Origin of the sequence: Dyella ginsengisoli, assembly GCF_044904665.1 — a bacterium.
In the GTDB taxonomy this organism is placed as follows: Bacteria; Pseudomonadota; Gammaproteobacteria; order Xanthomonadales; family Rhodanobacteraceae; genus Dyella_A; species Dyella_A ginsengisoli.
On sequence record NZ_JADIKM010000003.1, the window covers coordinates 544,606 to 557,517 of the forward strand.

Below are 12,912 nucleotides of genomic sequence, written 5' to 3' on the forward strand. Positions count from 1 at the left end.
CTTACGGTCGATCGAAGCGCAGCGCCAGCGCGCGGTGCTCCAGCAGGCTGATCGCCGGCTGGTCCTGCAGGCGCAGGTCGCGCAGTTCGTACGGGGCACCGATGCCGGCCACGCTGCTGCGGTCGAAGTGCAGCACCAGCGCACCGCGGCCCGGCGCCACCCACGCCGCCGATTGTGCGTACGCGCCGGGCACCATCCGGCCGCTGGCATCGCGGCCGTAGAGCACGCCGGAAACCGCGTAGCGACTGGCGCTGGCGGCGTCGAGACCGAGCGTCACGTCGATGCCGTGATTCTTGCCTGGCCGGGTGTCGGCGGTGCCGTCCAGTCGAGCATCCGGCACGGCCACCGCGAACACGCTGGTGGTATCGCGGCGCACCGCGTTGCCGTGGCCGTCGTCGCTCAGGGTGAAGCTGTGCAGTTCCCACAGGCCGGGCGTGCGGCTGGCGTGCAGCGGCAGGGCGGTGGCGTCGAAGTCACCGTTGGTGCCGGCGCGGTAGTCGAGCAGGGTGGTCTGGCCGTCGGGCGCGCGCAGGAAGCCGCCAACCGCCTGCAGCGGGCGGGTGCGATCGCCATCGCGCAGCGCCACCGTCACGTGCACCGGCTCGCCGAGCAGGGCGACATCGCGATCGGCCCGCGCGGTGACGGTGAGCGTGCTGCGCGGTTCGAACACGTGCACGACGTAGCGACCGCTGGCGCCGGCGGCGGTGAGGGTCGCGGCGCCGGCACCGAGTTCCGGCCGCAGCTGCATGACCAGCGAGGCGTCCGGCACGTCCATGCCGCTGGTGCGCAGTGCGCTGACGTCGCCCACCTGGCTGGCGGCGCGGTCGCCGGCGACGCTCTGTCCGCCGATGCGCACGTTGACGCCGCTGGCGGCGAGCCGACCGCCGCGGGTATCGCTCGGGCTGAGTCGGATGATGGCGCCCGGCGCGCTCAGCGGCAGCGCGATGCCGCGCTGCAGTTCGGTGGCTGAGACATCCATCCAGTATTCGCGGCTGGCGCGGGCGAACGGCTGCGGCACGGGGTCGATGGGCGCATCGCCGGGCAGGGCCCAGCTCACGCTGACCGGAAGGCGTTCGGCGTGCGGACGCGTCGCGTCGCGGGTGATCAAGGCACTGGCCGGCGGCAGCGCCTGCAGGTGGCCGGGCACCATGTCGTCGCTGCCCGCCGGCAGCAGGCTGTGGCTGGTGGCGGCGGCGTTGGCGGCGGCGAGGATGGCCAGCAGGCCAAGGCTGAGAGTGCGTGGCTTCATCGTGGTCATCCCTGGATGTCGTTGGCGAGGATCGACGGCAGGCCGAAGCAGGCGCGCCGGCTCTGGTTGTGGTTCAGCACCTGGCCGCCGCTGGTGTGGGTGGTGTCCTTGAACCACAGCGTGCCCGCGGCCTGCCCGCTGGAGCATTCGATGAAGCCGTCCGAGCAGCTGTCCAGCCAGTTCTGGGTGATCTCCAGCCCCACGCTCTGGCTATAGCCGCCGCAGTAGGCCTGGCTGCTCCACACGGCCGACACCACGTCGGTGCCCACCGCGTCGCGGAAGGCGACGGGCAGGGCGGGACGGCCGCTGGTGCCCAGCAGGTAGTACTGGTTGTAGGTGGCCATCCAGCCGACCTGCTGCTGGCGCACGGCATCGGTCTTGTAGCCGAGCAGCCAGCCCAGCGAGGTCTCGAACACGTTGCCCGCGATCACCGCATCGGCCAGCGGCGTCCCGGCGCTGGACGGGGCGATCGCGTCCACCTTGACGATGCGCCGGATGATGTCCGGATAGCGCGCGTCGTAGGTGGGGTTGGACAGGATCCAGCGCATCACGTTGCCGCCGTTGGAATGCGTGATGACGATGAGCCGGTCGATGTTGCGCGCCTGGATGAAGCTGGTGAGCTGGCCGGCGAGGCAGCCGGCGGCGCGGTCGTCCCACATGTATTGGTCGAAATCGCAGTTCACCACCAGCAGGTTGTTCGGATCGGCCAGGCCCTTGCGCACGCCCTCGACCATGTCCGATTGCCAGTAGTCGTTGTAGGCATCGGTCTGCTTGCCGGTGCCGTGTACCAGCGCCACGCCGGTGGCGGCCTGGACTCCCACGCTGGCCAGTGCCAGCACTCCCATGAGCATCATGCGTTGCATCGGTGTCTCTCCCTCAAGGCGGCATCGCCGCGTGTGAGGCCGTCCTGCAGGACACAGGCACGGAGGAGACAAACCTTCCGTGGCTTGCGTGCAGATCGACCTTCGAATGGTGCCGTCCCCGTGGCACCGCTGGACGCCGCGGTCTCCCCTGAAGACCATGCGGCGGCGCATGGAATCTAGCAGCGCCGGTTTGCCGCGGTCTTGCCGCGGCGCAGCCGGAGTGCGACGTGGTCGACAAATACGGGCATCGGCTATCGTGGCCGCCCTTTCACTGCCATCGCGATGCGCATGCACGACACCCCTGCGGCGGGTCCATCCGCCACCGATCGCCTGAGCCGGGGCGACCTGCGCACGCTGGGCCTGGCCGCGCTGGGCGGCGCGCTGGAGTTCTACGACTTCGTGGTGTTCGTGTTCCTCACGGTGCCGCTGAGCGAGCTGTTCTTCCCGCAGGGCACCGCGCCGTGGCTGGCACAGCTGCAGGTGTTCGGCATCTTTGCCGCGGGCTATCTGGCGCGACCGCTGGGCGGCATCGTGATGGCGCACTACGGCGACCTGCTGGGACGCAAGCGCATGTTCACGCTGAGCGTGTTGCTGATGGCGCTGCCCACGCTGGCGATCGGCCTGCTGCCGGTGTACGCGCAGATCGGCGTGCTGGCGCCGGTGCTGCTGCTGGCGTTGCGCGTGCTGCAGGGCATTGCGGTGGGCGGCGAGGTGCCGGGCGCGTGGGTGTTCGTCGCCGAGCACGTGCCGGCGCGTCGCGTCGGCATCGCCTGCGCCAGCCTCACGTCTGGCCTCACCGTGGGCATCCTGATCGGCTCGCTGCTCACCGCGGCGATCCACGAGCGGATGACGCCCGCGCAGCTGCTCGACTACGGCTGGCGGCTGCCGTTCCTGGCCGGCGGCGTGTTCGGTTTCATCGCGGTGTGGCTGCGCCGCTGGCTACGCGAGACGCCGGTGTTCGAGGCGATGCAGGCGCGCCGCGCGCTGGCCGACGAGCTGCCGCTGAAGCGCGTGCTGCGCGAACATCGCGGTGCGGTGGTGCGCTCGATGGCGGTGACCTGGACGCTCACCGCGGCGATCGTGGTGGTGATCCTGATGACGCCGACGCTGATGCAGGCGGTGTTCCACCTGCCGCCCGCCACGGCGTTCCTCGGCAACAGCCTGGCCTCGCTCGCGCTGGCGGTCGGCTGCCTGGCGTTCGGCGCGGCGGCTGATCGCTTCGGCGTGGCACGCATGCTGGCTGTCGGCGCCGTGCTGATGACGCTGGCGACCTGCGTGCTCTACCTGGACCTGCAGCGCGGCGGGGTGCATTTCCTGCCGCTGTATGCGCTGGCGGGTTTCACCGTGGGCGTGGTCGGTGTGGTGCCCACGGTGATGGTCCATGCGTTTCCGCCGGCGGTGCGCTTCAGCGGGCTGTCGTTCTCCTACAACGTCGCCTACGCGATTTTCGGCGGCATCACGCCGCCGCTGATCGGCGCGCTGGTGAAAGGCCTCGGTCCGCTGGCGCCGGCGTACTACGTGGCGTTGGCCGCGCTGGCGGCAGTGTGGGTTGCCGCCGGTCTGCGGGGTGGTGGCCGGATTGCGGAAAAGCGTCGGGGCTGAAGCCCCTCCCACAACGTCCCCACTTCGCCCCCTGTGGGAGCGACTTCAGTCGCGATGCTCTTCGGTAAGGCTGCGGGATCCGGCGCGGTTCCCTAGAACTCCAGCTCCTGCGCCGCGCACAGGTAGTCGTTGAGCGGGGCGATGTGGCGATAGATGTCGACCAACGTGGGCAGCAGCTTGGGCGAGCAGGCGAGCGCCTCGTCGAAGCCCTGGCCGGCGGCGAAGTCCTTGCGCTTGAGATCGTCGATCAGCTCGTGCGCCGGATCGAAGCCGCGCGGCGGCCGGCTCAGCGATTCGCCCCAGAACTGGAACCGCTCACGGAACGCCTTGCCGTGCGTGGCCTTCTTCCACGCCGCCGGGTTGTCGGCGATGAAGCCGCGGATGCGCTTGAGGTCATCGGGCTCCGGGTGCCACATGCCGCCGCCGGCGAAGCAATCGCCGGGCTGGATGTGCACGTAGAACGATGGCGCAGCGATCTCGTGCCGGCGCTCGTGGAAGAAGCGCGCGCCCTGCCACGGCTTGTACGGCAATTTGTTGTGCGAGAAGCGCGTGTCGCGATGGATGCGGAACAGCGAGCCACCGTTCTTGCGCGCGTCGGCGCGGTAGTGCGGGCTGATCTTGGCCAGCGGCGCCTGCATGTCGGCGATCAGCGCGAGGAACGGTTCGCGCACGTGCCGCTCGTAGTCGGCCTTGTGGTCGAGGAACCACTCGCGGCTGTTGTGGCGATCGAGCGCGGTGAGGAAGCGGAAGGTGGCGGGCGAGAAGTAGGTGGCGGGCATCGTCGGTGACGTCAGGTAAGTGGCGTGATCTCGTCGGCCAGTTCGCGGCCCCAGGCGGCGAGCTGGTCGAACAGGGCGTGATGGTGGGCGCTGGCCGGGTCGTCGCGCAGCTGGGCGAGGCACGCGGCGTAGTCGTCCAGGGTGAGGCCGGTGAGCGGCGTCGAGCGGGTCAGCCGATCGCGGCGGAACGCATCCCAGCGCGCGCGCTCATCGGGGCCGAGCGTGTGCGGCCAGTTGCGCGCGCGGTAGCGGAACAGCAGCTCGGCGTAGCGCGGGTCGCGGAAGGCGAAGGCGCGCGCCGCCAGCTGCTCGGGCGGCGTGCCGCGGACTTCGGCCAGCAGGCGCTTGTCCGCGTCAGGCAGGAAGCCGTCGTAGAGCGCCAGCTCGGGGTCTTCCGCCGTCGGCATCGCAGCGGCCTGCTTGAACAGGCGCTGCACCTTCTCGCGCACGCCGGCGGCGGCGCGCAGCGTGTCGGCGTGGGCCAGGCAGCGCTGGGGATCGAGCTGCAGGCGCTCTAGATCCGTCCCTTTCAGCACCGACAGCGGCGCCAGCGCCGGCGCGCGGTTGGCGCGCACGGTGCGCAGCGCGATCCGTTCGACGCCCTCGGGCAGGTCGGCACGGGAGGTGAACACGCGGTCGGCGATGTCCTCCTCGTCCAGCGCGATCAGCTCGGCCGGATCGAAGCGCAGGTCATAGACGATCACCTCGCCCGGTCGCGCCGGATGCAGCGCCAGCGGCACGATCAGGGTCAGGCAGTGCTGGCTGGCCGGGTAGCGCGAGGACACGTGCACCAGCGGCGTCATGCCTGCCACGTCCAACTGCTCGAACACGCGCTGCTTGCGGCGCAGGCCGAAGTGCCAGTCCCACAGCCGTGGCTGGCGCACGCGGATCAGCCGCGCCAGATCGATCAGCGCGTGCACATCGGAGAGGGCATCGTGCGCGCGCTCCTGCTGCAGGCCGTTGGCCTTGGCCAGGTGTTCGAGCTTGAAGCTGGGCGAGCCGTCTTCGCGCGCAGGCCAGTGGATGCCTTCCGGGCGCAGCGCCTCGCACATGCGCACCAGGTCGATCAGGTCCCAGCGCGAGTTGCCGTTTTCCCACTCGCGGCCGTAGGGATCGAAGAAATTGCGGTACAGCAGCTGGCGGGTGAACTCGTCGTCGAAGCGCAGCGAGTTGTAGCCCACGCCGCAGGTGCCGGGTTCGGCCAGCTGCTCGTGCACGCGGGCGGCGAACTCCGCCTCGATCACGCCCTCGCGCTCGGCCTGCTGCGGCGTAATGCCGGTGATCATGCAGGCCTCGGGATGCGGCAGCGCATCGCGCGGCGGCTTGCCGAAGAACATCACCGGCTCGCCGACGATCTCCAGTTCCATCGTGGTGCGGATGCCGGCGAACTGCACCGGTCGATCGCGCCGGCTGTCCGCGCCGAAGGTTTCGTAGTCGTGCCAGAAGAAGGTCTGCATCGGGCGATGATCGCATGCGCCGCCGCACCGGACATGGCCGGGAGGGTCGCCAAGCGGATGGGGCCACACTAGACTTCGGCGGCCCAGGAGGACGCATGAGCCAAGCCAACGAAAACAACCTGATCTGGATCGATCTGGAGATGACCGGCCTCGACACGGACGCCGATTCCATCCTGGAGATCGCCACCATCGTCACCGACAAGGATCTCAACGTGCTGGCCGAAGGGCCGGTGTTCGCGATCCGCCATGAACTGGACCGGCTGGAGTCGATGGACAGCTGGAACCGCAACCAGCACAACCGCTCGGGGCTCTGGCAGCGCGTGCTCGATTCGACCACCGACCACGCCCAGGCGGAACGCGCGACGGTGGACTTCCTCAGGGCCTGGGTGCCGCCGGGCAAGTCGCCGATGTGCGGCAACTCGATCTGCCAGGACCGCCGCTTCCTGCATCGTCAGATGTCGCAGCTGGAGCGCTATTTCCACTACCGCAATCTCGACGTGTCCACGCTCAAGGAGCTGGCGCGCCGCTGGGCGCCGCAGGTGGCCAAGGGCTTCAGCAAAGAGTCGGCCCACACCGCGCTGTCGGACATCCGCGATTCCATCGACGAGCTGCGCTACTACCGCCAGCACATGGGCGCGCTGGGCGGGCTGGACTGAGGCGCTGACGATGTCCGCCGCCGACCTGTTCGCCACCGTGCTCGACTGCAACGGCCGTCCGCTGACGCTGGACCGCCCGCGCGTGGTGGGCATCCTCAACGTCACCCCCGATTCGTTCTCCGACGGCGGCCTGTACGCCGATCTCGACGCCGCCGTGGCCCAAGGCCTGGCGATGGTGGAGCAGGGCGCGGACATGCTCGACGTGGGCGGCGAATCGACCCGCCCCGGCGCAGCCGACGTGCCGCTGGATGTGGAACTGGCGCGGGTGGTGCCGGTGATCGAGGCGCTGGCGGAGCGCTGCGCCGTGCCGATCTCGATCGACACCTCCAAGCCCGAGGTGATGCGCGCGGCGGTGGCCGCCGGTGCCGGCATGGTCAACGACGTCTACGCGCTGCGCCGCGAGGGTGCGCTGGATGCCGCCGCCTCGCTCGGCGTGCCGGTGTGCCTGATGCACATGCGCGGCGAGCCGCGTGGCATGCAGGACGATCCGCACTATGACGACGTGGTCGGCGAGGTGCACCGTTTCCTCACCGATCGGCTGTTCGCCTGCGAGCTGGCCGGCATGGACCGGCGCAAGGTGCTGGTCGATCCGGGTTTCGGCTTCGGCAAGACGCTGGAGCACAACCTCGAACTGCTGCGCGAGCTTCGCCGCTTCGCCGATCTCGGCGCGGGCGTCTACGCAGGGCTCTCGCGCAAATCCATGATCGGCGCGATCACCGGCCGCAATGCGCCGGCCGACCGTGCCGCCGGATCGTTAGCCGCGGCGCTGATCGCCGTGCAGAACGGCGCCAGGCTGGTGCGCGTGCACGATGTGGCCGCCACCGTCGATGCACTGGCGGTGTGGCATGCGGTGGAAGCGAACCGCCCGGCTCGCCGCAAGGATGCTGGCCCCGCTGCGCCGCGCTGGCCCGACGACGAATGACGTGACGAAGCCCGCGCGCGGCGCGGCTTCGTCTTCAGTAAAGGATCGACCCATGACCCAACGCAATTACTTCGGTACCGACGGTATCCGCGGCCGCACCGGCGAGTGGCCGATCAGCGCGGACTTCATGCTGCGCCTCGGCCGCGCCGCCGGCGCCGTGCTTGCCGGCCAGGGCAGTGGCGCCAGGCGGCCGTCGGTGGTGATCGGCAAGGACACGCGCATTTCCGGCTACATGTTCGAGTCCGCGCTGGAGGCCGGGCTGGTCGCCGCCGGCGTCGACGTCAAGCTGCTCGGCCCGATCCCGACCCCCGCGGTGGCGTTCCTCACCCGCTCGCTGCGCGCGGACGCGGGCATCGTGATCAGCGCCTCGCACAATCCGTACGAGGACAACGGCATCAAGTTCTTCTCTGCCAGTGGCGAGAAGCTGTCCGATGCGATCGAGCTGGCGATCGAGGCCGAGCTGGAGCGCGACTTCGTAACCGTGCCGTCCGAGCGTCTGGGCAAGGCGAGTCGCATCGACAATGCGGTGGCGCGCTACGCCGAGTCGTGCAAGGCGACGGTGCCGGAGGATTTCAGCCTGCACGGCATGAAGATCGTGGTCGATTGCGCCCACGGCGCGACTTACCAGGTAGCGCCCAAGGTATTTGCCGAGATGGGCGCCGAGGTCAGCGCCATCGGCGATGCACCGGACGGCTTCAACATCAACCGCGGCGTGGGTTCGACCCATCCCGAGGCGCTGCAGAAGGCGGTGATCGAGCGTGGCGCGGACATCGGCATTGCCTTCGACGGCGACGGCGATCGCGTGCTGCTGGTGGATCGCCACGGCGTGCTCGCCGATGGCGACGACATTCTCTACGTGCTGGCGTGCAGCTGGCGCGCGCGCGGCCTGCTCAAGGGGCCGGTGGTCGGCACGCTGATGAGCAACTACGGCCTGCAGGAGGCGCTGCGCGCGATGGACGTGCCGCTGCTGCGCGCCAACGTCGGCGACCGCTTCGTGCTGCAGCAGTTGCGCGAGCACGACGGCGTGCTGGGCGGCGAAACCTCCGGCCACATCCTGTGCCTGGACCGCGCCACCACCGGCGACGGCATCGTCGCCGCGTTGGCGGTGCTCGAGGCGTTGGCCGGCGCGGGGCAGGACCTCGCCGCGGCGCGCCGCGGGCTGGTCAAGCTGCCGCAGGTGATGCTGAACGTGCGCGTTTCCGGCAATGCGCGCGGAGTCCTTGAGCATGCCGATGTCACCGCTGCGCTCGCCCGCGCACAGGCCCAGCTGGAGGGGCGCGGTCGCGTCTTCCTGCGCGCCTCCGGCACCGAGCCGATGGTGCGCGTGACGGTCGAGGCGGCCGATGCCGCCGAGGTGCAGGCGTTGGCGCAGACGCTGGCGGACGTCGTAAAATCCGCCCTCGAACGCTCGTGAGCCTGCTTTAGCTGTAACCCAGGTCGCCAAGGATTGGCCCGACGTGCCCCGCCCTTGCGGTGGCGGATGAAATCGACCGCACGCCAACTTGGAGTCACCATGAAGAACGTTCCCACCCTCGACATCCGTCGTTACGACACCGACCGCGACGCCTTCGTCGCCGAGCTCGGTGCGGCCTACCGCGAGTTCGGTTTCTGCTGCATCAGCGGCCACGGCATCGACAAGGCGCTGGTCGACGGCGCTTACGACGCGTTCCAGCGCTTCTTCGCGCTGCCCACCGAAACCAAGATGAAGTACCACGTGCCCGGTTCCGGCGGTGCGCGCGGCTATACGCCGTTCAAGGTGGAGACTGCCAAGGACAGCGCGCATCCGGATCTGAAGGAGTTCTGGCACGTCGGGCGCGAGATCCCGCGCGACTCGAAGTTCGCCGACGTGATGCCGCCGAACCTCTGGCCGACCGAGGTGCCGGACTTCCGGCAGTTCGGCTATGGCCTGTTCGAGGCGCTGGACGCGCTCGGCACGCGCGTGCTGCGCGCGTTGGCCTTGCACATCGGTCTGCCGGAGAACTACTTCGAGGACAAGACAGACCTGGGCAACTCGATCCTGCGGCCGATCCACTATCCGCCGATCACCCAGGACGACATCCCCAACGTGCGCGCCGGCGCGCACGAGGACATCAACTTCATTACGCTGCTGGTCGGTGCCAGCGCCGAAGGGCTGGAAGTGCTCACCCGCGAGGGCGAGTGGTTGCCGATCACCACCGAGGGCGACGCCATCGTGGTGAACATCGGCGACATGCTGCAACGGCTGACCAACCACGTGTATCCGTCCACCACGCATCGCGTGGTGAACCCGAAGAACGACAACGCGCGCAAGCCGCGCTACTCGGTGCCGTTCTTCCTGCACCCCAACCCGGACGTAGTGCTGGACCCCGTGCCCGAGTGCATCACGCCGGACAACCCGAGCCGCTACGACAGCTCGATCACCTCGCACGAGTACCTGCTGCAGCGGCTGCGCGAAATCAAGCTGATCTGAGTGGCTGCTCGCGCGAAGGTCGCAAGCATGGGGAGCTTCGGCTCCCCGTGTTGCATCAGGCCATCCAGAAGAACACGGCGGTCATCCGCTTCGACTCCGGGCCATCGAGTCCCCAATAGGCAGAGGCGCTGTGGATGATGTTGGCCTTGTAGGCCAGCAGGCGGTTGTAGCGATGGGGGACGCGCACGTCCTCGACGAAGGCCGTAGGCGCCACGAAGCGGGTGCCCAGTGCGTCCACCAGATTGCGGTGCGGCGGCATCACCATGTTGCCGCCGAGCTGGCCGTTGGCCATGCGCTGGCGGAAGAAGCTGGTGCCGCAGCGGTCCGGTGCGTCCGGGTGCAGATAGAGCACCGCGGCATAGCGGCACAGGTTCAACGAATCGGTGTGCGGCTTGACCGCGCCCTCGGTGGAGCCGACCACCTGCACGCAATTGTGGTTGAGGTGCTGGCCTTCCGGCGTCTGCTCCACCCACAGGCGGCTGGCGCCGGTGAGCTGGCAGACCTTCGCCTCGATCGCCGCCAGTTCGCCGGCTTCGAGCGCGTCGCTGGCACGCATGCCCGGCCAGACTTCGCCCGTGGTGGGATAGCCGAACTCCCATTCGGTCTTGGCCAGGCAGCGGCGGCGCACCTCATCGGGATTCGGCAGCGCGTCGTCGACCACCCAGTAGTCGCGGCCTTCGGTGGGCTTGCGGTATTGCAGCGGGCGCATGGCCGGGTGCTTGGGAAAAAGCGACATGCTCGGCAATCTCGGGGCAGTGCGTGAGCGCCACACAGTAGCGCAAGGGCGGGCGGCTCAATCGTGGTGGTTGCGATAGCGCCCGGACTGACGATGCGACAGCCACAGTGCGAGCCGGTCCGGCAGCCATTCCGTGATGGCCTTGATGGTGCGGTTGATCCGGCCCGGCACATGGACCACCTTGCCGCGCTCCACCGCCTCGATGCCCTGGCGCGCCACCTCGTCGGCGGCGAGCCACATGAAGCCCGGCATGGCGTTCATCTTCTGCCGCGTGCCGGTGACGTCGTGGAATTCCGACCAGGTGAAGCCCGGGCACAGCGCGCTCACGTGCACGCCGGCGTCGCGGTTCTCCAGCGCGAGCGACTGCGACAGCTTGATCAGGTAGGCCTTCGACGCCGCATACAGCGTGTGGCCGGCGGTGCCGGGCACGAAGCCGGCCAGCGACGCCACGTTGACGACCCGGCCGTAGCGACGTTCGTGCATGCCCGGCAGCAGCCGCCAGGCGAGTTCGGTCGGCGCGGTCATCATCACCTGGACGAAATCCGCGTGCGCCTGCCAGGGATTGGCGACCAGCGTGCCCGGCAAGCCGTAACCGGCGTTGTTGATCAACCAGTCCACCTGCAGGCCGCGCGATTCCAGCGCGCGACACAGCGACTCGGGCGCCGCGGGATCGGACAGATCGGCCGCTATCACCTCGCAGCTGTTGCCGTGCGTGCGCTGCAGCTCGTCCGCCAGCGCCCGCAGCCGATCCTCCCGCCGCGCCACCAGCACCAGGTCGTGGCCGCGGGCGGCCAGCTCGCGCGCAAACGCTTCGCCGATACCGGCGGAAGCGCCGGTGACCAGGCTCAGGGGGCGGGTGGCAGTCATCGCGGATCCTCGCTCGCAAAGACGTCTATCTTGACCGCTGCGCCGCGCCCCGCGCCATGGCTGGATTGCCGGAATCGGGGGCGCGTCGCTAAGCTCGCGTTTTTTTGCGGGACATCCACATGCGCAAGAAGCTCGTGGCAGGCAACTGGAAGATGCACGGCAGTCGCTCGATGGCGCAGGGGCTGGTGGCGGAGCTCTCCGCGGCGTCCTCGTCCGACGTCGACGTACTGCTGATCCCGCCGTTTCCCTATGTCGGGCTGGTGGCGCAAGCCTGCCAGGAGGCCGGACTCGCGCTGGGTGCGCAGGACCTGAGCGAGCATGAGGGGCAGGGCGCATACACCGGCGAAGTGTCCGGCGCCATGCTCAAGGACGTCGGCGCAGAGTGGGTGCTGGTCGGCCATTCCGAGCGTCGCCAGTATCACGCCGAGAGCGACGCGCTGGTGGCACGCAAGTTCGCCGCGGCGCTGGCCGGCGGCCTGACCCCGATCCTGTGCGTCGGAGAGACCCTGGCCGAGCGCGACGCCGGGCAGACCGAGGCGGTGGTGCAGCGCCAGCTGCGCGCCGTGCTGGATCATGTCGGCATTGCCCCGTTCGATACCGCCGTAATCGCCTACGAGCCGGTCTGGGCGATCGGCACCGGACGCACCGCCAGCCCCGAGCAGGCCCAGCAGGTGCACGCCTTCCTGCGTAGCCAACTCGTGAACGAGGATGCTATGATTGGCGGTCTGACGCGGCTGCTGTACGGCGGCAGCGTCAAGGCATCGAATGCCGCGGAATTGTTCGCGCAGCCGGATGTCGATGGTGGTCTGGTGGGTGGTGCCTGCCTGCTGGCCGCCGACTTTCTCGGCATCTGCTCGGCCGCTCGTTGAGCGCAACGGAATCCATACCGACATGTTCGTCATTTTCAGCGTGTTCTACATCCTGGTCGCCGCGTCGATGATCGTGCTGATCCTCATGCAGCGCGGCGCCGGTGCCGATGCCGGCTCGGGTTTCGGCGGCGGCGCCTCGGCCACCGTGTTCGGTGCCCGCGGCTCGTCCAACTTCATGAGCCGCGCCACGGCGGTGCTGGCCGGCCTGTTTTTCCTGCTCAGCCTCGGCATGGGCATGTACCTCAGCCACAGCGGCGCACCGCAGCCGACCAATGACGATCTGGGCGTGATGGCAGGGCTTGCCAAGAAGGCGCCGGCCTCCCAAAATGCGCAGCCCGCCGCGCCGGTGAACAGCGATGTTCCGCAGGCGGCGAAGGTGGCTCCGGGCACCGACGTTCCCGCCGCGTCCGCAGCAAGCAAGACCGACGTGCCGGCCCCGGCCTCCTCGTCGAAGTAAATCGAG

General features: G+C 69.2%; 13 protein-coding genes. 7 read left to right on the forward strand and 6 right to left on the reverse strand.

Annotation, left to right across the window (positions count from 1 at the left end):
• Position 1: 1 nt before the first annotated feature.
• Both ISP17_RS12760 and ISP17_RS12765 read right to left on the reverse strand, forming a co-directional pair.
• Positions 2–1,249 carry a DUF4785 domain-containing protein gene (locus tag ISP17_RS12760; RefSeq protein WP_404633694.1) on the reverse strand — a complete coding sequence of 416 codons (1,248 nt, stop codon included), beginning with the start codon at positions 1,247–1,249 and terminating at the stop codon, positions 2–4.
• A 5-nt stretch (positions 1,250–1,254) separates the two neighbouring features.
• Entirely contained in the window at positions 1,255–2,103 is an 849-nt protein-coding gene (locus ISP17_RS12765; RefSeq protein WP_404633696.1) for a hypothetical protein, read from the reverse strand.
• A 297-nt stretch (positions 2,104–2,400) separates the two neighbouring features.
• Here ISP17_RS12765 and ISP17_RS12770 point away from each other — a divergent pair, with 297 nt between their 5' ends.
• Positions 2,401–3,714 (forward strand): MFS transporter, encoded by a 1,314-nt coding sequence (locus tag ISP17_RS12770; protein ID WP_404633698.1) that lies wholly within the window; start codon positions 2,401–2,403, stop codon positions 3,712–3,714.
• 92 nt (positions 3,715–3,806) lie between these two features.
• Here ISP17_RS12770 and ISP17_RS12775 read toward each other — a convergent pair whose 3' ends face one another.
• Both ISP17_RS12775 and sbcB read right to left on the reverse strand, forming a co-directional pair.
• A complete protein-coding gene (locus tag ISP17_RS12775) occupies positions 3,807–4,493 on the reverse strand; it encodes a DUF2461 domain-containing protein (RefSeq protein WP_404633700.1) in 687 nt (228 codons plus the stop codon).
• 11 nt (positions 4,494–4,504) lie between these two features.
• Positions 4,505–5,950, reverse strand: coding sequence for an exodeoxyribonuclease I (gene sbcB, locus ISP17_RS12780; RefSeq protein WP_404633702.1), 1,446 nt, complete (start codon positions 5,948–5,950; stop codon positions 4,505–4,507).
• A gap of 95 nt (positions 5,951–6,045) precedes the next feature.
• On the opposite strand from sbcB, the gene orn reads away from it, so the two are divergent.
• The 4 genes from orn to ISP17_RS12800 all read left to right on the forward strand — a co-directional run bounded on the left by orn (position 6,046) and on the right by ISP17_RS12800 (position 9,977).
• Complete coding sequence (gene orn / locus ISP17_RS12785) at positions 6,046–6,606, forward strand: oligoribonuclease (RefSeq protein ID WP_404633704.1); 561 nt, start codon at positions 6,046–6,048, stop codon at positions 6,604–6,606.
• A gap of 10 nt (positions 6,607–6,616) precedes the next feature.
• A complete protein-coding gene (folP, locus tag ISP17_RS12790; protein ID WP_404633706.1) occupies positions 6,617–7,528 on the forward strand; it encodes a dihydropteroate synthase in 912 nt (303 codons plus the stop codon).
• A gap of 52 nt (positions 7,529–7,580) precedes the next feature.
• On the forward strand, positions 7,581–8,942 hold the full coding sequence (glmM, locus tag ISP17_RS12795) for a phosphoglucosamine mutase (RefSeq protein ID WP_404633708.1): 1,362 nt from the start codon (positions 7,581–7,583) through the stop codon (positions 8,940–8,942).
• Between the two features lie 99 nt (positions 8,943–9,041).
• Positions 9,042–9,977, forward strand: a complete 936-nt coding sequence (locus tag ISP17_RS12800) for an isopenicillin N synthase family dioxygenase (RefSeq protein WP_404633710.1) — start codon at positions 9,042–9,044, stop codon at positions 9,975–9,977.
• 55 nt (positions 9,978–10,032) lie between these two features.
• Here the strand turns inward: ISP17_RS12800 and ISP17_RS12805 are convergent, their stop codons facing one another.
• Both ISP17_RS12805 and ISP17_RS12810 read right to left on the reverse strand, forming a co-directional pair.
• Positions 10,033–10,713: a DUF6445 family protein gene (locus ISP17_RS12805; protein WP_404633712.1), complete on the reverse strand. Its 681-nt coding sequence runs from the start codon at positions 10,711–10,713 to the stop codon at positions 10,033–10,035.
• A 57-nt stretch (positions 10,714–10,770) separates the two neighbouring features.
• The gene (locus ISP17_RS12810; RefSeq protein ID WP_404633714.1) at positions 10,771–11,580 is read right to left on the reverse strand and encodes an SDR family NAD(P)-dependent oxidoreductase; all 810 of its coding nucleotides are present in this window, start codon (positions 11,578–11,580) and stop codon (positions 10,771–10,773) included.
• A gap of 119 nt (positions 11,581–11,699) precedes the next feature.
• Here ISP17_RS12810 and tpiA point away from each other — a divergent pair, with 119 nt between their 5' ends.
• Positions 11,700–12,449, forward strand: coding sequence for a triose-phosphate isomerase (tpiA, locus tag ISP17_RS12815; RefSeq protein WP_404633716.1), 750 nt, complete (start codon positions 11,700–11,702; stop codon positions 12,447–12,449).
• Positions 12,450–12,471: 22 nt separating this feature from the next.
• On the forward strand, positions 12,472–12,906 hold the full coding sequence (gene secG / locus ISP17_RS12820; protein WP_404633718.1) for a preprotein translocase subunit SecG: 435 nt from the start codon (positions 12,472–12,474) through the stop codon (positions 12,904–12,906).
• Positions 12,907–12,912: the final 6 nt, after the last annotated feature.

Coding starts and splice junctions, on each gene's coding strand:
- ISP17_RS12760 (WP_404633694.1), bottom strand. CDS start 1,249: ATGAAGCCACGCACTCTCAGCCTTGGCCTGCTGGCCATCCTCGCCGCC.
- folP (WP_404633706.1), top strand. CDS start 6,617: ATGTCCGCCGCCGACCTGTTCGCCACCGTGCTCGACTGCAACGGCCGT.
- tpiA (WP_404633716.1), top strand. CDS start 11,700: ATGCGCAAGAAGCTCGTGGCAGGCAACTGGAAGATGCACGGCAGTCGC.
- secG (WP_404633718.1), top strand. CDS start 12,472: ATGTTCGTCATTTTCAGCGTGTTCTACATCCTGGTCGCCGCGTCGATG.
- ISP17_RS12805 (WP_404633712.1), bottom strand. CDS start 10,713: ATGTCGCTTTTTCCCAAGCACCCGGCCATGCGCCCGCTGCAATACCGC.
- ISP17_RS12800 (WP_404633710.1), top strand. CDS start 9,042: ATGAAGAACGTTCCCACCCTCGACATCCGTCGTTACGACACCGACCGC.
- orn (WP_404633704.1), top strand. CDS start 6,046: ATGAGCCAAGCCAACGAAAACAACCTGATCTGGATCGATCTGGAGATG.
- ISP17_RS12770 (WP_404633698.1), top strand. CDS start 2,401: ATGCACGACACCCCTGCGGCGGGTCCATCCGCCACCGATCGCCTGAGC.
- ISP17_RS12810 (WP_404633714.1), bottom strand. CDS start 11,580: ATGACTGCCACCCGCCCCCTGAGCCTGGTCACCGGCGCTTCCGCCGGT.
- ISP17_RS12765 (WP_404633696.1), bottom strand. CDS start 2,103: ATGATGCTCATGGGAGTGCTGGCACTGGCCAGCGTGGGAGTCCAGGCC.
- sbcB (WP_404633702.1), bottom strand. CDS start 5,950: ATGCAGACCTTCTTCTGGCACGACTACGAAACCTTCGGCGCGGACAGC.
- glmM (WP_404633708.1), top strand. CDS start 7,581: ATGACCCAACGCAATTACTTCGGTACCGACGGTATCCGCGGCCGCACC.
- ISP17_RS12775 (WP_404633700.1), bottom strand. CDS start 4,493: ATGCCCGCCACCTACTTCTCGCCCGCCACCTTCCGCTTCCTCACCGCG.